This window comes from Aporhodopirellula aestuarii, from assembly GCF_023701485.1.
GTDB classification, from domain to species: domain Bacteria; phylum Planctomycetota; class Planctomycetia; order Pirellulales; family Pirellulaceae; genus Rhodopirellula; species Rhodopirellula aestuarii.
The window spans coordinates 1-21,461 of sequence record NZ_JAMQBK010000061.1; the positions used below are offsets into that span (position 1 = coordinate 1).

Sequence of the window (21,461 nt, forward strand, 5' to 3'; positions counted from 1 at the left end):
CCAAGGTCACGAGCAATAGGACGATCATGCCGCCATCGATAACATGACTAAGCAGGTATGCAGGAATCATCTGGCGAAACTGCCGCGAACTGTAGGCCGGACCGAGGCTTTGCGAGTTCCGGCATTCACTTGCTCAGTCGTGCCGGAACTGCGTCGCTTGGGCTCCTTGGTCCGACCTACGCCGAACCGTTCACGATCAGCGGAATTGTCGTTATACCGAATCACTTCTATCTACATGCTTAGGAGTCACGCAAATGAATTTGCAGTTTCGATTTGGGCTTGGATGCGTGTTGATTGTGGTTGCCGTGTACTTCTGTGCCGATGTGTTTGCGCAGAAAGAGACTGGTGACAACTCAACCTTGGCGGATCGTGTCAATGCTTTAGAAAAGGAAGTGGCGAAGCTTCATCGCGAGGTCCAGGACCTGCACTTGTCGGACAAGCTGACAGGACACTGGGGCGAGCGTACCTGGATGCGAAACGGCGAATATGTTGACCAATCTGAAGCTGCTCTGGGGATTGGCTTTGGAGGTCCGGTCGAATGGCGACTTGCATCTGACGTGAACTCTCAAAGATGGCTGCTTTGTGCTGAACCAGAAACGACCAACTTTGGCAGGTTTACCGTGGACACATCGAAGACGCCTGCATGGATCGATTTTCAATTAGCAATGAATGGACGCACCGTAACCATTCGCGGCATCGTGGAGCACTCTTACGGGAAGGCACGCATTGCGATTCCCACTGATTTGTTTGATGGCGATAAGTTTAAGAATCCCGCCCGCCCCACCTCGTTTGATTCGACAGCTAAAAATGGCTATTCGGTATACTCGTTCCAGCGTCCGACTTTTGACCGCACCGGTGTGTTTTGAACAAGGCAGAGCAAGCTACCGATGAAAGTTTGGCATGGCAGCGTGATTTGAAAAATCTAGCCGGTATTCATGCCCTTCGTTCAAAAAGCACGTGCTTACCGTGCGAAGTTCGTTTGAACCATCGAAGCGGCGGTGTCGGCGTTTCTCAAATTCAAGTTAAAAGTCAACTCACGCCGCATTGTGATGCGCGTGTGATAGCAATCTGACGTACGAGCACAGTTCTATTGAACGAAAGAAGCACAATCCGCAAAAAACACTACCTGGCACTGAGTGTTGGTGCGGCACTCGTGTTGATTGGTGTCATCGTCCATTACCAATCACGCAGATTCCGAATCGATGCCATGATTTGCGAGGTCGGCTGTTTTGTCGATGATGGAATGGTTGTGTTTCAATTGCCGCTTTGCCGTCATGCAGCCACTGAACCGTTCGTGAGCACGTTGGTGATTTCACACCGCGAGATTCCGAACGGAGATTGGATTCCATTTTTCGGTCAGACAGCACATGGGCACGCCATTTCGCCGATCCGAGGATGGCTCGATGCGCCCGCTGGCATTCCGTCAGTCATCCACCAGATTGGAGACTTCGGATACTGGCCACAGGATGGTGAATACAATAAGCAACGGCCTGGGAAATCGGTGTGGATATTCATGCCAATCTGGGCGGTGACAGTCGTCGGCTGCGGCGTCGTTATTCCAATTGTGTACGCGCCGTTTCGTTGGTCAGTCCGTGCGATGGGTTTGGTCACCGTCGTGTTTGCGTTGCTCTTTTACGTGGTCACGTTAAAAGGTTGAGGAAATGCCAAAACCAAGAGATCAAACGAAGCCAGATCGCAAGGATCCCGAGTGGGGCTTCCAAACTCGCGGCCCGCTGATCGCTACGGTTAGCCGACTCGCAACCATACGCGTCTTGTCGATCATTATTTTGTTTCTCGTGGCTGGCTGTGCGGTCGAGAAACCGACGCATACGCTGACGCCGCTAGGAGCGACCCTGCCCGACGAGGCTCTTGACGCACTTCGTCATGGGAGCGAGTTCACGCTCTACTCTCTCGACCCTGCTCTGATCGATCCGGCTCCCAATTCCGGTAGATTTCATAACTATCGCGTCCTCGGTACGACGGACCCTGCGGATCCAGATCGCCAAAGCCTCGTCGATGCACTCGCACGCGGTGTCGCTGAAAGCGTTGGAGCGATCGCGGCATGCTTCGACCCGAGACATGGCATCCGTGTCGTTCACGATCAAAAACAACATGATTTCGTAATCTGCTTCGACTGCCTCCAAATTCACTGGTACGTTGACGGCGATGGCCGGCGATCGGTACTTACCTCCGAATCACCCGTTGCAGTCTTCAACGCCGTTTTGTCGCGGGCATCCGTTCCTCTGCCTGATCCTCCCTAGCACAATGTTTACTATCCCGTGCGCCGGAGGACGGCTCACGCGGTGTTTGGATGTGGTAAATGAGTCAATCGTCCGTAGTGAAAGCTTCCGTCATGCAACAACACATCCGTTTGCGATATCCGAAATCGATGCTCCTTTGTGTCGTCCTCGCGGGGGTGGTGTGTGGCTGCTCTCAGCGACACGCGGAAGTCGACGCGGTTTCAGAAACTGCTCCCAGTCCTGCTGTCCTGCAAGAGATGCACGACCTGCTTTCTGAACGCACGCGAGCAACGCTCAAACGACGATATTTTGCGCAATTCACCGACGACGATTCCTCTGCGAAGAAGTCAGAGGCATCGGATGAGCTGAAACAGATCGAGTTCCGACTCGCTGAAATTGCGACGCGGTTGGAGACGATTCACCGCAACGAACTCGGTCCTTTTGAACGAGTCGCCGAAGGTGCAGGCCTTGAATGCCACGAGGAACCGCTTTACGGCGAGTCGTCTTACGGAATTATTTTGTATGCGGTTGCAACCGGGGACATTTCGGCGGGCGAGTTGCTTCTATTTCATGCAGAGGGCGTGTATCGAACGACGGGATCCTTTCAGCCTCTCACCACCGATGGCCAGGGGTTTTACTTTCATCCCAACGCAAACATCCCGAAGGGAGAACGATTCGTCGTCGCGTGCATTCAAGACGCGCCCGACGAAATTGAGAACGTGAAGAACGGCTTCATGCCCGACTCTGACCGTGCCCGCGATCCGCGACATGCTTACCAAACTCGGGTATTTGGCAGCGATGGCGAACCCATTCCACCGCCACGATCAACGTGAATTGAAATTGACTGCAATGGCCCAAAAGGTTCGGTCTCGCGGAGTGACTTGAGGGACGTCGCTGATGATCAAGCTCATTGTTCAAGGCGTCCGGTGGTCAGCGTGTGCACGTCGCTCGAACTAAGAACTGCGCATGGTGCCGAAGTCGAGTCAAAGGAAGAAGGCTCGGCGGTCGTCGCCATATGGGATTCCAGCCGTTCCCTAGTTGAGTCTTGCGTAGCCAGGATTTGACGACCACGAAGGCAGGGGGCCACGATCTTTCACGTCGTGTGATTGGATACGCGATCAAGGTTCAATCGGTCATCAAGCAGTGGCGGTTGGCCATGCTGATGCCGCTGACGATAGCCCCGACGATACCGACAAAGCCTTGGTCGGTGCCACATAGGAATAGATTCGGCAGGTGAGTGCAGCCGTCGAGCTGTTTGTCAGGGGCACCGTAAACGGCGCCGTTGTCATGGAACGTGAACCGACGAATCGTCTTGGGGGTGAACACGTCCGTGGCGACGACGTTGGATCGGAAGTCGGGCATGAACCGAACCGCCGACGCGACCGCCGCATCGTACTGAGTCACTTTCTCGGCCAAATATTTCGCTTCGGGCAGCTCGCACCACAGGTCGTGATTGGCGAGTGTGGTGATTCGCACGACGCCGTCGGGCAGGACGCCTTCGTCGGAGTCATAGATGTAGTTGTTCGGGCTGCAGATCACGCCGGTACGAGCGTCGCAGAGGCTATCGTCGGGGCGACGCCAGTGGAACTTTTCCGAGTCGTTGTAGAAGACGATCGTGCGATCAAAGCCGAGATCTTTTGGGTCGCGATCGAGAATGCTGATCGACTCGATGAACGACAGTTGTCCGGCGCGGGCGACTTCCGGCGTTGTGATGTCGTCGCACATCCGCATGGTTTCGATATTGCCGGCTGACGAAAGGATCCGTTTGCCTTCGATTTCGGTTCCGTCATCGAGTACGACACCGACCGCCTTGCCGTTCTCGACGTGGATTCGCGAGACGCCGTGACGCAGTTTGAGTTCGCCGCCAAGTCCTCGGAATTTTCGCACGAGGTTTTTGAGGATCACTCGCACGCCTTTGTAAGGGCGGCCAAAACCTTCGAGATAGCAGGCCCGAAACATGATGCAGAACTGACCGAAGTCCATGTCGTCTTGGCGTGCGTTGCCGTACCACATCAAGGGGCACAGCAGCATCTCGATCAGCAACGGTTCGGTGAGGTGCTCGGCGAGCACTTCGCGAGCGCTCCGCATGAACTCGGGAGATCCGCCGTCCATGTCGGAGTAATCCAAGAGCGAACCGCAGAGGGCACGGAACCCGTCGATCTGATCCGGGAACCGGGACGCGATTTCGCTTTCGAGCATCTCGATATCATTGTTGAAATCGAGAGACACGCCGGGGAATCGGATCGATGATCCGATTTGTTCGGCGAGTTTGAAGTCTTCCCAGCCGAATCGGAGTTGGCGGATCAGTTTGGCGAGCGGACCCCGTTTGTCGCCCTTGCGGGCGAAGTTGGTCATCGCATGCAGACCGACGTCATAGTCACGACCGCCCATTCGGTAGAACGAGTTCAGCCCGCCGATGGTGTAATGTCGTTCGAGAATGCAAACGCGTTGATCGAAGTGGGCCAACCGAATTCCGGCCGCCAGCCCACTCATCCCCGCGCCAATGATGATCGTGTCGTACATCAGGAATAGAGGTAAAAGGATACAGGCGACAGGTTACAGGACGCGTTCAGCGGCTGTGATTTCCGCAGCTGGGATTTCTGTGGCTGTGGTTTCGACAGCTGTGTTATCAGGAGTTCGCCCGAACTGCCAACCACGGCAGCCTGTGCCCGGCGACCGAGGACCCTCTTGCTCAGATATCCTTCATCTTGGGTTCGAGGTAGGTCACCGTCGAATGCATGCTGGCTAGGTTGCCGTAGTCTTCCTCAGGAATCTGAACCCGGTGGCGTTTGCGAAGTTCCATCACGATGTCGAGGAAATCCATCGAATCGAGTTCGAGTTGGTCTCGAAAAGGTTTTTGGTCATCGAGGCCATCGAGATCTTCATCGGGTGAGATGTCTTCGAGGATATCGATGATTTCGTCGCGAATTTCAGCGGGGGTCATGGACGCGGGTGGGAGTGAGGAAAAAAAAGGATCTGGAGGACAAGGAAAATCAAAACAGCATGCCGCGAGGTCAAATTGCCGTTGTTTTCGCAGGGCAATAGTCTCGGCGGCAAAAGCGAAACGCACAAGGCCCGAGTCGAACACATGCGGATCTCGGCGGCGGACGTTAAATCCGACCGATGATAACGACCGAGTTGATGCCCAGCATTCCAAACGAGTTGTTGAGAATGTAATTGACGCGGGGACGTTCTTCGGGCTCGTTGAGGACCAGGCCTGGCAGGCTGCAATCTGGGTCGAGTTCATCGACGTTGATCGTCGGGTGCACGACGCTGTCGCGGAACGCGGAGAGGTTGCCCGCCAATTCGAGAGCCCCGGCGGCGCCCATGGCGTGACCGATGTAGCTCTTGGTGTTGTTGAACCGGATGTTCTTGCATTCTCCGAAGATATCGCGAAGGGCTTTGCATTCCTGGAAGTCGCCACTCATCGTGCCGGTCGCGTGAGTGCTCAGGATGTCGATTTGGTCTGGTGCCAGCCCCGCTTTCTTGAGCGCCAACTGAACGCACTGGGCCTGCCGTTCGGGGTTGGGCAGGACGAAGTCGGTCGCGTCGGTGTTCATCGCGTAGCCGACGAGTTCGCCGTAGATTTCGGCACCCCGTGCTTTGGCGTCACTTAATCGCTCGAGGGTGTACAAACACCCACCTTCGGCGACCACGATGCCGTTGCGTTTTTTATCAAACGGTCGGGAGGCGGCGGTCGGGTCGGCGTGGGTCGCCAGAGCGTTTTGGCTGTTAAAGCTCGCAAAAATGCCAAACGTGTGAATGCTTTCGCTGGTTCCGCCCGCAATCGCGAGGTCACATTCGCCCAGGCGCAGCATTTGGGCGCCTTGGATGATGCCTGCGTTGCCCGCCGCACAAGCCGCGCCGATGGTGTAGTGGGGACCGGTGATGTTGAGGTTGAGGGCGATCTCGCCGGCCGGGTTGTTCGCCACCGTCCGCGGGTTGTGATGGTGGGACCAGCAACTCGTGTCGTAATCGAATCCCTTGATCACGAAGATCTCGTTTTCGGTTTCGACGTTGCCATGTTCGGTGACGCCGACGTAGATGCCGACTCGCGATTTGTCGACGTTTTCCCAGTCTAACCCCGAATGGGCGATCGCTTCGTTTGCAGTGTAGACGCCGATACTGCCCGCTCGGGTGCCCCGCCGGATGTCTTTTTTGGACTGGTATTTCTTGTCATCAAAATCGCAAATGCCCGCGAGCGTTTCACCGAAATATCGAATTTCGTACGGCTGGACACCGCTGCGTTTCTCCAACAATGCCTGTCGGAACGACTGCCAGTCGTTCCCGTTGGGAGCCGTCAGACCGATGCCCGTGATGACAATCCGCTGTTCGTCAGGAAGCTTCGATGCCAAATTGGGTGCGATCACGTCAGAATTTACCGAAAGTGAAGATGAATTGAGCCCCAAAACGTAGCGTTTGACGGGCAAATACTCAACGCCCCGGATTGCGACTTCGCGTGAATCCGGCGTCTCTTTTCGTCCATCCCCGCGACGCTGAACGAAAAATCCCTACACTGTGAAGGTCGTTGGAAATGGCGTGGCGGTTGTGATTGAGCGGGCCCCGTGCCGACGGCTGCCGAACTTGGATGACCACCGGACCACACCCCGCGGGAACGCCTCACAGCCGCCTCACTACCGCAATTTCCGTACCCACCTCAGCGTGACGGATCCGGGTTTGGACGCCATTACCGAACGCTCACTTCCCCCTGTTTCAACCCCGATCGACTCAGCAAAGACATGGCCAAGGATTTTCTCAAAGGGATTAAGGATGAATACGACGTCGTCGTGATCGGCAGCGGTTTGGCTGGGATGACTTCGGCGAATATCCTCGGCCGCGCCGGCCACCGTGTTCTGTTGCTTGAGCAACATTACAAACTCGGCGGATTGGCAACTTGGTTCTTGCGGCCCGGCGGACACACCTTTGACATCTCACTGCACGGGTTCCCGCATGGGATGATCAAGTCGTGTCGTCGGTATTGGAGCCGGGATATTGCCGATCGAATCGTGCAGCTGAAAAACATCCGTTTTGACAACCCGCAGTTTTCGCTGACGACGTCGTTCAATCGAGACGATTTCACCCGGCTGTTGACGAACCAGTTCGGGATCGCGGAGCCGACCGTCAACGAGTTCTTCGACGCCGCTCGCGGGATGAATTTCTACGACGACCAATCGACCACCACGCGGCAGTTGTTCGACCGGTTTTTTCCTGGGCGCGACGACGTCGTGCGTTTGTTGATGGAACCGATCACGTACGCGAACGGTTCGACGTTGGAAGACCCCGCGATCACTTACGGGATCGTGTTCAGCAATTTCATGAGCAAGGGCGTGTTCATCTATGAGGGCGGCACCGACGACCTCATTACACGGATGAAAAAAGAACTGACGGCCAATGGTGTCGACATCCGAATCAATTGCCCGGTCGACGAAATCGAAGTTTCTGAGAACGCCCTGCACGGTCCTCGCGTGGCCGCCGTGAACGTACGTGGTCGCCGGATCCCATGCCGTGCCGTGGTCAGCAACGCGAACCTGCGGACAACAATTCTGAAAATGATCGGACCTGAAAAGCTCGATCGTGATTTTGTTGAACAGACCCAAGCGGTGCGTCTGAACAACTCCAGCACGCAGGTCTACATGGCACTCAAACCGGGTGAGGAGATCGACGAGTCGAGCGGTGATTTGTTCTTCACCAGCACGTCGAAAGAGTTTCGCACCGACCTGTTGCTCAGCCGTGACATCACATCGCGAACGTTCAGTTTCTATTACCCGCGAACGCGGCCGACGAAGAAGGAACGATACGCGATTGTCAGCAGCACGAACGCGAATTGGTCCGATTGGGCTGACCTGAATCCCGAAGAATACGAGGCCAGCAAACAGGATCTCGTCGAGACCACGATCGATGCCCTGGAAAAATACATTCCTGGTGTGCGTAACAAGATCGATCGAGCCGAAGCGGCCACGCCGCGAACGTTCCAGCACTACACGCTGCACGAATCCGGTGCGAGCTTTGGAACCAAGTTCGAAGGGCTCGCGGTCAGTCGCGCGTTGTCGCAACAGGTGCGGGGAATGTATCACGCGGGTAGCGTCGGCATCATCATGAGCGGATGGCTCGGCGCGATTAACTACGGCGTGATCGTGAGCAACGAGGTTGACCAGCTGCTCGTGAGTGAAACATCGCCGGTATAGAGTCCAGGGGCGTTGCCCCTGTCTATGGTGAATAAAGGCCTTTGGCCTATCATGACCGGCAGACTCTCACGCGATCAACAGGCGCCATTCTGTGGCCAACGGCCACATTCACCTTAGCCTGGGGCAACGCCCCAGACGCCGTAGACCAGCAGCCAAAGGTTGGCCAACGGCCATCTTCACCCGGATCCTCGCAACGCGGAAGGATAAACATGGCCGTTGGCCAATCCGTTTGTGCGCCCTTGGGATCCAGGGGCGTTGCCCCTGTCTACGGTGAACATAGGCCTTTGGCCTATCATTGACCGGCCGGCTCTCACACGATCAACAGGCGTCATTCTGTGGCCAACGGCCACAATCACCTTAGCCTGGGGCAACGCCCAGACACCTAGATGTTCTTCCAGCAGCGTTCTTTGGCGCTAGCAAGGACGGCGTCGCAAACCTTTTGGGTTTCAAGTGCGTCGCGGAAGTTCGGATGGGCTGGTTCGCCGGTTTCGAGCGATTTCAGGAAATCAGCGACTTGGTGGATGAATGTGTGTTCGTACCCGATTTGCAGACCTGGGACCCACCAGTTGCCCATGTAGGGTTGGTCACCATCGGAAACGTGAACGCTGCGCCAGCCGCGGACGATGGAGTCGTCGCCGTGATCGAAGTATTCGAGTCGGTGCAGGTCGTGCAAGTCCCAACGCAGCGACGCGTTTTCGCCGTTGACTTCGAGGGTGTACAGAGCTTTGTGCCCGCGAGCGTATCGTGTCGATTCGAACAAGCCGAGCGATCCGTTCTTGAAGTGGCAGTGGAACATGCAGGCGTCGTCGATCGTGACGGGCTGTTTGGCACCGGTTTCGGCGTGCACGCGTTCTTTGACGAACGTTTCGGTCATGGCGGAAACGTCTTCGATGTCACCGTTGAGCCATAGGGCGGTGTCGATACAGTGCGCGAGCAAATCACCCGTCACGCCACTGCCAGCGGCTTCGGCATCGAGACGCCAAGTCGCGGCGCCGCCTTGCGGCACGTCGGCGTTGATCGTCCAGTCCTGGAGGAAGTTCGCTCGGTAGTGGAAGACTTTCCCGAGGCGTCCTTCATCGATCAATTGTTTCGCGAGTGTCACGGCGGGGACGCGTCGGTAGTTGTACCAGACCATGTTGGCGACGCCGGCTTTCTCGACCGCTTCGCACATCTCTATGCCCTCGGCGACACTCATTGCGAGCGGCTTTTCACACAACACCATCTTGCCGGCTTCGGCGGCGGCGATCGAAATCTCTTTGTGCAGATTGTTTGGGGTGCATACGTCGACGGCGTCGATGTCATCTCGTGCGATCAGTTTTCGCCAATCCGTTTCGATCGACTCGTAACCTTGCTGTTCGGCGAATGCCTTGGCTTTCTCTTCATTGCGGGCGCAGACGGCTTTGAGCACCGGTTGATATTCCAGGTCAAAGAAACGGTTTGCTTGTCGGTACCCATTGCTGTGGGTACGTCCCATAAAGCCGTAGCCAATCATTCCGATGTTAAGCGGTTTCACGTTGTAATCCTGTCGAGTTGAAATGCGAGATAGTTGGGGAGGGAGGGCAAAAAATGGTTGCGAATTCGCTAGGTAGCGACATCGTCGAGAGTGCGTCGCGTTGGACTCCGCAAGGGGAACGACGACGAACGCTCGGTGGACGTTTGTCGTCTCAGCGGAGCCGGTGGCGACGAAGAAACGTCAGCGGCTTTACGCTTCGCCTTCTTTCCACCCATGCGCGTCCTGGACGCTGAGCATGGCTGCGAGGATATCGTTCCACGTCTGAGGCTTGTGCATCACATCGTTGGGGAACATGCAACCATCCCAGCAGATGTGTCGACACACTTGGAGCACGTCGCCATGTTCGTCACGCAACCAATGTCCCGCGTCGACGGCGATGTCGAGTTTGCCAGCGGGGTCGTTTGGCAAACAGTGCCGTCCGGTCTTGTCGTGGCTGCCCGTTCCGTGCACGGTCGCGTCGTTTTGGGCGACATGGAAGTCGATCGTCCAGGGGCGGAGGGCGTGCGTCAATTCATGGAGCGCAGCTGCTTTTTTCTCTTTGTCCTGCCAATCGAAATCTTGGGGCAGGATCGCGTCTTCGGGGGCGTTGTATCCGAGTAGATAAAGCAGCGTATGTGCCATGTCGGCTTGGAAACCGAGTCGCTCGGGGTGGCCGACACGTTCGAGCAAATCGACCATCGAACGCCAGGAGTGCATTCCACCCCAGCAGATCTCGCCTTCGGCGGCGAGTCGTTCGTCGTATTCTTCGGCGATGTCACAGGCGGCTTTGAAAGTGTCCGCGATCTGGCTTTGGTTGTTTTGCGGATCCTCGTACCAAGCGGCCGTCGGGGTGGCGCTGTCGATGCGAACGACGCCATTGGGGCGGACGCCGAGTTGGCGGAGTTTGCGGCCGATTTCGCATCCTTTACGGACTTGCGTCAAGAACGCGGTTACCTCATCCGGATCGCCCGCCGCACTGCCGCCACCGGTCGGTTCCCAGACCGGCGCGACCACGGTGCCGATTTCGAGGTTGCGGCTCTTGACCTGCTCGGCAACTTGCTCGAGTTCTTCATCGGTGGCGTCGATGGAGATGTGCGGCGACGAGAGGAAAATGTCGACACCGTCAAACTTGCGACCATCCACTTCGGCGGCGGCGGTCAGGTCGAGCATCTCTTCGAGCGGGATGACCGGGTTGGCGTCGTCGTCGCCTTTTCCGACTACGCCAGGCCAGGCGGCGTTGTGCAATTTGGGGTAGTTGTTGGGGTGCTGGCTCATCGAATCAAGACCGTTGGAGGGTTACGAAGCAGTTGGGGGCCGAAGTCGGTGAAAAGCGGTACGGTGACCGCGATGGAGCGTCAACGCAGGGATCGTGCGAGGGATTCCGATGCCGCCTTCGGCGTACAACAAGGTGGCCTCTCTAACCACAGATTGCAAGTAGACACGCGGCACTCTGGGCGTAGGAAAACGAGCGAGATGCGATCAACGGCCGAGATATTGATCGAGCTGTTCGGCTTTGCGCATCAAGTAGGGCACGTGTTGGTCGGTGGCCTGGATCAGCCGTTGCAATTGTCGCAATTGGTCCTGGAACTCTTGGTTGAACTTGCGTTGTTGTTCGTCACGCCAAGATTGCTCGAGTTGGTTCATTTGGGCCGCCAAAGAACCGCCCCGCTGGCGCAGCTCTTCGGTAAATTGCGCCAATTGAGCCGCGAATTGGCGGATCTGATCGGGGTCTCCAATCGCTTGATTCATCGAATCGGTCTCGTCAGCAAGGGGTTAGTGAGTCGAAGCGGGCGGATGCGACGAATGGGCGTGGTTTTGCTTGGCCGCTTCCACGACTGTGTTAAGGATGGATTGGTAGTGTTCGAGTGTCGCGGTCAGCCCATGCCGATCGGCCAAATCGATCAGTAGCTTCAGTGCCGCGGCGCGAACCTTCAACGGCGACGTGACACTTCGCCGCAGCGATGCCATGCGAAGCCAACGCATCGCTTCGACGTCACGGCCGAGGATCAGGTGACAGCGTCCCGTCAACAACGCAGCCGACGAGCTGTGCGTGTCGCTGTTCATTAGCGGTTTAAGTTCTTCGATCGCTTCCGCGTGCTTCTCGAGATCATGCAACGCTTCACCGAGGACGAGTCGGAGGTGTTCCAACGACGGGTCTCTCGACAATCTCGCGCGGCAGACCTTGATTCGGCAATTGGCCCAATCCGCGGTGCTGCGTTCGAGATCCTGGTCGGCCAACGGACTTTTCATCTTGGCCACAATCGCCTGCATCTCAGTGAGTTGCTGGATCGACCGGGCGAGCTGCGCTTCTTCGTACTCCCATAACATCGTCGCGTCGTCGGGAAATACTTCGTGTCCCTGTTTAAGAATCTTGGCCGCGTTCATGGGACGATTCTCGGCGCGGTAGATCGCACCGAGTTCGAGATAGGCGTCGCGGTCGGTACGGGCCTCCCTCAAGCGATGTTCGAGTTCCTGCCGTCGGTTCGGTCCCGGTGCTTCGGTTGCATTCTCAACAACTGGTTTTCCAGGCGAATCATCGGCTGTCGAAGCGGATTCGGACATGGCAAGTTCGAGGTCGGTTGGATCATAGGCGAGAGACGGAGGCCGACGAAACGCGTTTCGACGTCACTGCAATATAACTGCATTCACAACCATAATGTTGGACGCCCGCACATTAAGTCGCAGAAGTGCCGGCAAGCCTCGGGCGGGCCCGTCACAGGGGTTCGTGGGGGAAACGCGTGAATACGGCTCGCGGTTCGGGGCGGTGTTTTCCCGACGCCATCAAGCCGTGCATGGCGGGTGATGGAATCCTTCATCACTGGCCATTAACCGATCCCACGTTAGCGATTGACCGGATTGCGTGACCATTCGTTCAAGAATCGCAGTCGCGGTGCAGGCAATGCCATGGTTGAGATCAGCGGGCATTTGGCCTTCACGCAGGTTCCCAATCAATTGGTTGAATTGTTGTTGCCATCCTTTGCCGGGGATCTCTTTGGCGTCGCTCTGCCAGACGACTTTGCCGTCCCGATTGCGAATGATCGCACGAGACAAATCGCAAGCGCCCTCGCTGCCCTGGAACCACTCGCCGAGTTGTCGTTCGGTACCGCGGGGATTGCGGTGTTCGCATACGGTTCGGACCCCATTCTCATAAGCAAACTCGATTGCCGGCCCGGCGTTTGCTGTTTTCACGTTCGATGCCGGTGATCCTCCGGTGTAGACGTTGGTAACATCGGAGGGCGACGTGAGTTTGCGGGCGGCGATCGGGGTTTGCCCGAGAACCCAATGGATCGTGTCGAGGTTGTGCAGGTGCCGCTCGTCGACAAAACCGCCGCTCATCCAAGCGAAGTCGTGCCAATTGCGGATCTGTTCTTCCAGGCCGCGTTCATGGTTTGCCGTAATGCTGCGCCCGGTCGCAAAACCGCTCGAGTAAGTGTGGGCGCTGACAAGTTCACCGATCATGCCCTCGCGAAGTCGATCGACACAGTCTCGTGTTCTCGCTTCGTAGCGTCGCTGTAGGCCGACGGAGACGGCGAGGCCTCGTTTTTGTGCAACGTTACCCGCCGCAATGACCCGTCGTAGGCCCGGGATGTCCGTCGCGACGGGGCTTTCCATGAAAATATGTTTGCCCGCGGCAACGGCGGCTTCGAAATGCAATGGCCGAAATGCGGGTGGGGTGGAGAGGATGACCAGGTCGAGATCCGCCGCCAGCACGCCTTTCCAACCATCGAGCCCGACAAATCTCCGGTTGCCGACGTCGACGTTCGCTCGATGGCGTCCGTTGATCGCGCGGTATGCGGTTTGGAGATTGTTGGCAAACGTGTCTGCCATCGCGACCAGTTGGACTTGGCCGAGTGGATTCGTTTTGCCCGCTGAACATGACGCCGAGGCGGCTTGGATCGCTTCGATGACCGCCCCGCGACCTCGGGCTCCGCATCCGATCAATCCGATCCGCAGCGTGTCGCGGCCAGAAACATGGAACGTCGGCGGCGGGGCAGACGGGCCCGCGAGCAAGGATTCCCCAGCGGCGATGGCTGCCGAACCGCCCAACGCCACCGTGCTGCCGAATGCCATCGTGCTGCGGGTGAAAAATTCGCGGCGGTTGCTGGCGCGGTCGACGTGAGCGGAAAGCGGCCCACGGCGGACGGATTGGGAAGTGTCTTTGGGCAAAGAAACAGCCTTGGCGGGGGAATGTCAGGCGGGGGGGAGGAGACGCGGGGGAGGGACGTGCATTATACGCACGAAAGTATCTTATCGTGCGGAAAATTTGCGACAATGATTCGTCAGCGACCCTTGCGGACGCTGGCTCGACGGCGTGTTCCGCTCAAAGCATTTTGTCGAGGCCGACGCTGAGCGGCGTCAAATCGCGATGGAGGATTTTTCGCATTTTGGTGATGTCGGGGCACCGCCGAGTCATGTCGCCTTCGGGAAGTGGCGGAAGATGCACGATTTTCGACTTGCTGCCGACTTTTTCGATGATCGTTTTGGCCAAATCGAGCACCGTGACCTCGAGGTCGCTACCGATGTTGATGATTTCACCAGCCATGGACTCGTCGTTGAGTACGTTTTCGGTCGTATCGAGGTTGTCATCGATGTAGCAGAACGTGCGGGTTTGGAGTCCGTCGCCGTAAACCGTGATGTCGCGTCCGGCACGGGCGGCTTCGATGAATTTCGGCACGACAAAATCAGTCGATTGTTTGGGGCCGTAGGTGTTAAAAAACCGGAAAACGTTGAACTTCAGCCCGAATTCTTGGTGGTAGGATCGGAAATACGACTCGCCCAGGTTTTTGATGATCGCGTACGGCAATCGGGAGTTCAGCGGGGTCGTCTGCTCATGCTGTGGCAGTTCGACCGGCTCCCCGTAGACCTCGCTACTGCTGGCGTAAAACACCCGCTCGACGCCAGTGTTTTTAGCAAGAGAGAGCACATTTCGGATGCCGTCGATGTCTCGGAGCACAGCGACCGGGTTGGCGAGGGTTCGTTGGACGCCCACCAACGCCGCGTAGTGAAAAACCGCGTCGAATTGATGAGCAGTCATGATCGGGGAGAGGTCGGTCAGGTCGTTCACGTCCGCCTTGATGAACCGAAAATTGGGAAGGTCCGCCGGGGGTAGTTTCGAAGTGCTGCCGGTAATCAGGTTGTCGACCACCACGACATCGTTGGTCGGCGTCTGGACGAGTTGACAGGCGAGTGAGCCGCCGACGTTACCGGCGCCCCCGGTGATCAGGATTTTTCGTGGTTTTGCGGAATGGTTCATCTGCAGAAGACTATTCGAGAAAGACGTGTTTTGGTCGATCAATCACCAAAAACGCACAAATCTAGCAGACTTCATGAGGCGAAGTAGGTCTGGCAAAGGTTGTCCGACGTCTTGCCCCCTACGGGCACGTTTTGATATCGGGGCGATAACGCAAGAGAGCTGCCTGTGCCCGATTCCGCCCGACCAAATTCCGATACCGCCGCGTCCAGTTCTGGATCGTCGGGCCTTTCGTTTTCGGTCATCGCCGCAGGGGTCATGGCGATGGCGACCATCACGGGGTTTGCTTACCTATTTTCACTCTGGGCGAGCAGCGGAGAAATCACGCCCGCACAAACGCTCAAAATCGCGTCGTCGCAGTACGTTGCCGGCAACGCGGTCGTCGCTGGTGAACTCGCCGCGACCGTCGTGCTCGACGAGGAGGTCGAGGCGGACGTCGAGTGGATCCCTCTGCATTCTTTCCTGATCGGCGCCGGCCAATTCGAACAAGCCATGCGTCTGGATTCGCCACGTGCTCGTCGCGAAGAACTTCAAAAAGCGATTCCTCTGCTCGTCCGGTCTGAGCAGGCCGGATTTCCGGAAGGCCGTTCCGCTGACGGGCATCGGATGCTCGGGTTGGCGTTTCAGCAAGTCGGTGATTATGAGCAGGCAACCAAGCATCTCGAAGCGGCGATCGATACCGACTTAACGCTGCATGCCGATTTGATGCCCGTGCTCGCGGTCGCCCGCGCCCGTCGACCTCGGGAGAACCTCGAAGAAGCGATCATCGCGATCGATGCTTACCTCAATAACGAGTCGCTTGACGCTGAAAATCAAGTCGAGCCAAACCTGCTGAAGATTGATTGGCTGATTCGCTTGAGGCGTTTCGATGAAGCTGCCCAAACCATCGAGCGGGCAAGCACGATCATCGCCCCGGCATTGGCTCGTCAAACGCGTTGGGCATTGGCGGCGCGGGATGACTTGTTGCTCAAAGACGCCGAGCTCGTCATCAAGAGAGTGCTCGCCAAGGTCAACCGCGCGCATGGCGAACACGTCATCGCGTCGATTCCCGCCAAAGCGAGTGAGCAGGTCAACGCGAGCGATCGCGAGATGTTATTGGAGACGTTGAAGGGCCTCGCGGTTTTGCAACGCGAAGCGTCACCGCTGCTCGCGTCGCAATCGCGTCTGACGGCGGCACAAGCCTTCTTGTTGGCCGGCGAGCAGGACCTCGCGCTTGCCGAACTCACGCAATTGCGTCAACAACGACCTTTTCGCGAAGGTGGGCTTGAAGGCGGATTGTCAGAAATGGAGCTGCTCGCCAACCAAGGCCACGGCGAGGAAGCGTTGCAGACGGCCAAGTATCTCGTTCGCGAGATCGCACAAAGCCGGCACCTCAATTACACGCAAAAGAATGAAGCCGAGTTTCGGTCGCGAATCACCGAAATCTTGGCCGTGCTCCGTGAGGCGGGACAGTACGCGTCGGTGGTCGAAATCGCCGATTCAATCGCTGCATTATTTGGAGAGTCACCCGCACTGATCGAGAAGGGGATCGCCTATCGCGATTGGGGTGACGCAACCCTGAGGGCGGGGCGCGGTCCTGGTGGTGAAGTTTCTCGTGAGGCGTTTGCGGCCGCCCGTGCTCGCTTTCGTGGCGCCGGTGACGCGTTCGCGGACGCAGCCGAAAGGCAGTTCGATACGGTGGAATACGTGCCAACGCTCTGGCAAGCGATCGATTCGTATCAGCGTGGCCGGCACTTTTCCAAAAGTATCCCGTTGCTCGAGAAATATCTTCGGTATGAAGACCGGTTGAAGCAGCCCGCTGGTTTGGTCGCCCACGGACGAGCGTTGCTCGCCGAAGGGCGTCCCGATGAAGCGATGGATTCACTGCAGACCTGTATTGTCGAGTTCACTCGTGACCCGATGCGTTACGAAGCCCGCTTGCTCGCCGCCCAGGCCGCGGCGGATTCGCACGATATCCCGGACGCAAAACGGTTGCTGATTGACAATCTCAACGACGGGCAGCTCACGCCACAAAGTCCCGTGTGGCGGGATTCGTTGTTCACGCTCGGTGAGCTGCTCTATGCCGAAAGCGATTTGAAGACATTGCAGGCGATGGAGTTGCCGCTCGAACAAAAGATCGAGCGGTTGCAGGAAATCGAGCCAGAGTTAAATGAAGCTCTGCGTCGTCTCAATGAAGCGGTTGAGCGGTATTGGCCACTACCGCGAGCCCAAGCCGCCGCGTATCAACTCGCGCGAGGTCAGTTGCTCGCCTCAAGGCTACCGGAAGCCGAGTTGGAGACTGACGGTTTGCTGGATGCGGCCCAACGCGATCTTCGGCAGAAAGCGAATCGTTTTCGTCAATCCGCACTCGATCAATTCACCTCGATGGTTCGATTCATGGACATGGTTGAGCGTGAAGACGAGTTGAGTGAAAAACAGGTTGCGATCCTCCGTAACTCGTTGCTCGGTCAAGCCGACACGCTCAAGTCGATGCGGCGATACGCTGAAGCCGCTGACGCCTATCGCGACATGTCGTTGCGTTACATGAACGAACCGCCCGCGCTCGAGGCGTTGTTGGGGCAATCACGCATGGCCCGCACGCTTGGACGTGACCGCGAAGCCGACATGCTGCTCAGTCAGGCTGCTGTCGTGCTGGATCGGATCAGTGATCAGTGGGATGACCAGTTTGAAGAAACTACCCGCTTCAGTCGTGAAGATTGGAAGAACTACCTACAGTGGATGACGGGGCGGCTCGATCAGGCGAAACGTCGAGCAGGCAGCCAAAATTTCTGATTGTGGCCGCCGGAACGCTGTATGCGTTGTTGATTAGTCAACCCGAAGCATCCGTTCTGAGGCTGCGTCTGCGCGTGAGGCGAACCAAGGTCCCTTGTTTCTATCGCATTTGCCATACTGGTAGGTGTGCGATCCGGTAGTGGTGGCTTCCAGCCGCCACCGATCGTGAATTGGTGGCAGGAAAAACCCACAGGTCCGGTTCCTGCCGGACGACCTCGGTTTGGTCGGCAAGAATGAGGCCTACTCTCCCGGGGCCATTTTCACGATGCTCTCGATCCGCAGAACGTGTCGGCTTGCGACGCAGCACCTCAGTGCTTCGACAGCGTCGCGCTACATTCCACCGCATCGCGGGTTTACTACCCGCGACGAAAGCTGCGAACGCCGGTTTCGGCGTGCAGCGTTTCCTTAACCGGTCCGTGGAGGGACCGGTGCGGTCGTTCACTCAGGCTGGGTCGGCGCGGCTTCGGCAGCTGGCTGGTCCGATTTTTCTTCTGCCGGAACACGGACAACGGCGATGAGTTCGTCGTCTTTGTCCACGCTCATGATCCGGACACCTTGCGTGTTTCGGCCAATGACGTTGATGTCGGCGGCGGAGATGCGTTGCAATTTGCCCTTCGCCGTCATCAAGAACAGCTCGTCTTCGTCCGTCACGCGAGCGATCCCGATCACTTTGCCGTTACGTGCGCTGGTCTTGATATCCCGCAAGCCTTTCCCGCCCCGCTTTTGCGTTCGGTATCGCGCCGAGCCGCTGGTGGCGGACGATTCGTCGTCGCCCTCCGCAGCATTTTCGGTCGCGCCTTCCGCAGCGTTCTCGTCATCGATCTCGGGTGCATCGGCGGCGTTGGGTCCGAATGGCGTGCGTTTGCCGTAGCCGTTCTTGCAAACGGTGAGCAGTGTCGCTTCCGGATCGGTCACCACCATCCCGACGAGACGGTCGTCACCCACGAGTGTGATGCCTTTCACGCCGGATGTGTTTCGGCCCATCGGGCGCGAATCGGACTCTCGGAACCGGATCGCCATACCGTCTGCGGTGACCAACAACATTTCGTCGTTGGGACCGACAACGGCAGCGTCGACGAGTTCGTCACCGTCGCGCAGTTTGATCGCGATGATGCCGCCCCGTTTTGGACGGCTGTATTGTTCGAGAGGCGTTTTCTTAATCAGACCACTGCGGGTCGCCATGGCGACATAGTGGCCGGGTTGGTTGAAGTCGCGAATGGCGAGGCACTGCGCGATCTGTTCGTCGGGTTCCATCTGCAACAAGTTCACGATCGCGCGGCCCTTGGCATCGCGAGCTAGTTGCGGGATGTCGTACACCTTTTGCCAACGAACCTTGCCAGTCGTGGTCAGGAACAACAGGTACGCGTGCGTGCTGGCGACGAACAAGTGTTCGATCGGATCTTCATCGTCGCTCTTCGCACCCTTGAGTCCTTTGCCGCCGCGACGCTGTGTGTTGTAAACACTCGTCGGGGTTCGTTTGATGTAGCCACGGTGGCTAATCGAAACCACCATGGGTTCTTCGGTGATCAGATCTTCGAGATCGATGTTGCCGAGTTCTTCGTGGCTGATTTCGGTGCGTCGTTTATCGCCGAAGCGACGCTTCATCTCTTCAAGGTCTTCCTTGATGATGTTACTGACGCGCTGTGGGTTAGCCAGGATGTCGAGGTAGTCGATGATTTCCTTGAGCAATTCGGCGTGTTCACCGGAGAGTTTTTCTTGCTCGAGGTTGACCAATTGGCCCAACCGCATGCGAAGAATCTCGTCCGTCTGAACGCTAGTCAATGAATAGCTTTCCGCTTTGCCTCGTTCGGATTGGAACTGTTTGAACCCGTCGTCGCCGAGTGCCCGTTCGAGCATCGCGGCTGGACATTGGATCGCCATCAAACGTTCTTTCGCTTCGGGCTGGGTGCGCGAAGTTCGGATCGTTTGGATGATCTCGTCGATGTTGGCGAGTGCCAGCAAAAGGCCTTCGACGGTGTGTTTGCGTCGACGAGCCCGGGCGAGCAAGAACTGCGTCCGGCGGCGGATCACCGTGTTGCGGTGACGCAGGAACTCCGCCAGCATCTCTTTCAGCGTCAACTCGCGCGGCTTGCCGTCAACGAGTGCCAAGAAGATCAGCGAGAACGTGTCCTGCAGCGGCGAGAACTGGTAAAGCTGGTTGAGAATAACGTCGGGATCTTCGCCGCGTTTGAGCTCAATGACTAGTCGAACCGGTTCCTTCAAATCGCTCTCGTCGCGAATCCCGGAGATGCCTTTGATGCGATCACCGTTCACCAACGCCGCGATCTTTTCGATGATCCGGTCGCGGTATTGTTGATATGGGATCTCGGTGACGACGATCCGCGTGCGGTTGCCACGCATCTCTTCGATTTGGCATCTCGCACGCACGACCATCGTGCTGCGGCCGGTCTTGTATCCACGGCGGATACCGGCGCGGCCACAGATGATTCCACCGGTCGGGAAGTCAGGACCGGGGATGATTTCGCACAGTTCGTCGATGCTCGTGTCTGGATCGTCGACGAGTTTGATCAACGCGTCGCAAACCTCGGTCGGGTTGTGCGGCGGAATGCTGGTCGCCATCCCAACCGCGATACCACCGGAGCCGTTGATCAGCAGGTTCGGGAATTTGCTGGGCAGAACCGTCGGTTCGGTGCGAGCTTCGTCATACGTGGGGACGAAGTCGACGGTGTCGAGTTTGATGTCTTCGAGCATCTGGGCCGCGACAGCCGACATCCGAGCTTCGGTATATCGCATCGCAGCGGGGGGCAGACCGGCGACACTACCGAAGTTCCCCTGTTTGTCGATCAGCAGGGCCCGCATGTTCCATTCTTGTGCCATCCGAACGAGTGTCGGATAGATCACACTTTCCCCGTGCGGGTGATAGTTACCAGACGTATCACCGGAGATCTTGGCGCATTTGACGCGTTTGCTGCCTGGGCCGAGGTTGAGGTCGTTCATCGCGACGAGAATCCGTCGCTGGGACGGTTTGAGTCCGTCGCGAACGTCGGGAAGGGCGCGGCTGACGATGACGCTCATCGCATACGTCAGATAGCTCTCGCGGAGTTCGTCTTCGATGGGCAGATCGACCATTCGCATGGCCCCGAAACCGCCGGATTCATCGCGTCCGCCACCGGGGGTGCCGTCGCCCGGGAATCCCGTGCGAGGAGGATCGCCGCCGGATCCGTTTCCGCCACCGGCGCCCGAGGCGCCGAGACCTGAGCCGGATGCGGGGGAATCGCCACCGGTCTGGCCGGAACCATCCGCATCGCCACCCTCGTTTGTCGGGCCGTCGCCGCCGTCTGCGAGTTCGTCTGAGGGATTGTCGATGTCGTCTGGGGTTTCGCCGTCGTCAGCCAAGTGTCTGCTCGCATCAAATGCGGGAGAAAAGATGTCCAAAATCGCCGCGAAACAGGCCCGCCGCGAAGCGAGGCAGTTTACCCGATGGGCGGTTTTCTCACAACGGCCCGACGCCTTACGGTGATTGACGCAAGACCTTGATTTTCAAATACTTACGCCGTCAC

Annotated in this window: 16 protein-coding genes; 6 read left to right on the forward strand and 10 right to left on the reverse strand. The window is 57.5% G+C overall.

The window, feature by feature from the left end:
* Positions 1–254: 254 nt before the first annotated feature.
* From NB063_RS22660 to NB063_RS22675, 4 genes are all read left to right on the forward strand, one after another.
* Complete coding sequence (locus NB063_RS22660) at positions 255–866, forward strand: hypothetical protein (RefSeq protein ID WP_250931183.1); 612 nt, start codon at positions 255–257, stop codon at positions 864–866.
* A 224-nt stretch (positions 867–1,090) separates the two neighbouring features.
* Positions 1,091–1,657: a hypothetical protein gene (locus tag NB063_RS22665; protein WP_250931184.1), complete on the forward strand. Its 567-nt coding sequence runs from the start codon at positions 1,091–1,093 to the stop codon at positions 1,655–1,657.
* Positions 1,658–1,661: 4 nt separating this feature from the next.
* Entirely contained in the window at positions 1,662–2,261 is a 600-nt protein-coding gene (locus NB063_RS22670; protein ID WP_250931185.1) for a hypothetical protein, read from the forward strand.
* 59 nt (positions 2,262–2,320) lie between these two features.
* A complete protein-coding gene (locus tag NB063_RS22675; protein ID WP_250931186.1) occupies positions 2,321–3,073 on the forward strand; it encodes a hypothetical protein in 753 nt (250 codons plus the stop codon).
* Between the two features lie 292 nt (positions 3,074–3,365).
* On the opposite strand, the gene NB063_RS22680 is transcribed toward NB063_RS22675, so the two are convergent.
* The 3 genes from NB063_RS22680 to NB063_RS22690 all read right to left on the reverse strand — a co-directional run bounded on the left by NB063_RS22680 (position 3,366) and on the right by NB063_RS22690 (position 6,610).
* Complete coding sequence (locus NB063_RS22680; protein WP_250931187.1) at positions 3,366–4,763, reverse strand: phytoene desaturase family protein; 1,398 nt, start codon at positions 4,761–4,763, stop codon at positions 3,366–3,368.
* A 169-nt stretch (positions 4,764–4,932) separates the two neighbouring features.
* The gene (locus tag NB063_RS22685; protein WP_008677096.1) at positions 4,933–5,184 is read right to left on the reverse strand and encodes an acyl carrier protein; all 252 of its coding nucleotides are present in this window, start codon (positions 5,182–5,184) and stop codon (positions 4,933–4,935) included.
* A 166-nt stretch (positions 5,185–5,350) separates the two neighbouring features.
* Positions 5,351–6,610, reverse strand: coding sequence for a beta-ketoacyl-[acyl-carrier-protein] synthase family protein (locus NB063_RS22690; RefSeq protein ID WP_250931188.1), 1,260 nt, complete (start codon positions 6,608–6,610; stop codon positions 5,351–5,353).
* A gap of 369 nt (positions 6,611–6,979) precedes the next feature.
* On the opposite strand from NB063_RS22690, the gene NB063_RS22695 reads away from it, so the two are divergent.
* Complete coding sequence (locus NB063_RS22695; protein ID WP_250931189.1) at positions 6,980–8,425, forward strand: phytoene desaturase family protein; 1,446 nt, start codon at positions 6,980–6,982, stop codon at positions 8,423–8,425.
* Positions 8,426–8,807: 382 nt separating this feature from the next.
* Here the strand turns inward: NB063_RS22695 and NB063_RS22700 are convergent, their stop codons facing one another.
* From NB063_RS22700 to NB063_RS22725, 6 genes are all read right to left on the reverse strand, one after another.
* The gene (locus tag NB063_RS22700) at positions 8,808–9,938 is read right to left on the reverse strand and encodes a Gfo/Idh/MocA family protein (protein WP_250931190.1); all 1,131 of its coding nucleotides are present in this window, start codon (positions 9,936–9,938) and stop codon (positions 8,808–8,810) included.
* A gap of 189 nt (positions 9,939–10,127) precedes the next feature.
* A complete protein-coding gene (locus NB063_RS22705) occupies positions 10,128–11,192 on the reverse strand; it encodes a sugar phosphate isomerase/epimerase family protein (protein WP_250931191.1) in 1,065 nt (354 codons plus the stop codon).
* Between the two features lie 204 nt (positions 11,193–11,396).
* The gene (locus NB063_RS22710) at positions 11,397–11,666 is read right to left on the reverse strand and encodes a WXG100 family type VII secretion target (RefSeq protein WP_250931192.1); all 270 of its coding nucleotides are present in this window, start codon (positions 11,664–11,666) and stop codon (positions 11,397–11,399) included.
* Between the two features lie 24 nt (positions 11,667–11,690).
* Positions 11,691–12,479, reverse strand: coding sequence for a tetratricopeptide repeat protein (locus tag NB063_RS22715; protein WP_250931193.1), 789 nt, complete (start codon positions 12,477–12,479; stop codon positions 11,691–11,693).
* Between the two features lie 219 nt (positions 12,480–12,698).
* A complete protein-coding gene (locus NB063_RS22720; RefSeq protein WP_250931194.1) occupies positions 12,699–14,084 on the reverse strand; it encodes a Gfo/Idh/MocA family protein in 1,386 nt (461 codons plus the stop codon).
* Between the two features lie 154 nt (positions 14,085–14,238).
* The gene (locus NB063_RS22725) at positions 14,239–15,171 is read right to left on the reverse strand and encodes an NAD-dependent epimerase/dehydratase family protein (RefSeq protein WP_250931195.1); all 933 of its coding nucleotides are present in this window, start codon (positions 15,169–15,171) and stop codon (positions 14,239–14,241) included.
* A gap of 165 nt (positions 15,172–15,336) precedes the next feature.
* On the opposite strand from NB063_RS22725, the gene NB063_RS22730 reads away from it, so the two are divergent.
* Positions 15,337–17,940 (forward strand): tetratricopeptide repeat protein, encoded by a 2,604-nt coding sequence (locus NB063_RS22730; RefSeq protein ID WP_250931196.1) that lies wholly within the window; start codon positions 15,337–15,339, stop codon positions 17,938–17,940.
* 438 nt (positions 17,941–18,378) lie between these two features.
* On the opposite strand, the gene gyrA is transcribed toward NB063_RS22730, so the two are convergent.
* Positions 18,379–21,297 carry a DNA gyrase subunit A gene (gyrA, locus tag NB063_RS22735; protein ID WP_407652691.1) on the reverse strand — a complete coding sequence of 973 codons (2,919 nt, stop codon included), beginning with the start codon at positions 21,295–21,297 and terminating at the stop codon, positions 18,379–18,381.
* Positions 21,298–21,461 lie beyond the last annotated feature (164 nt).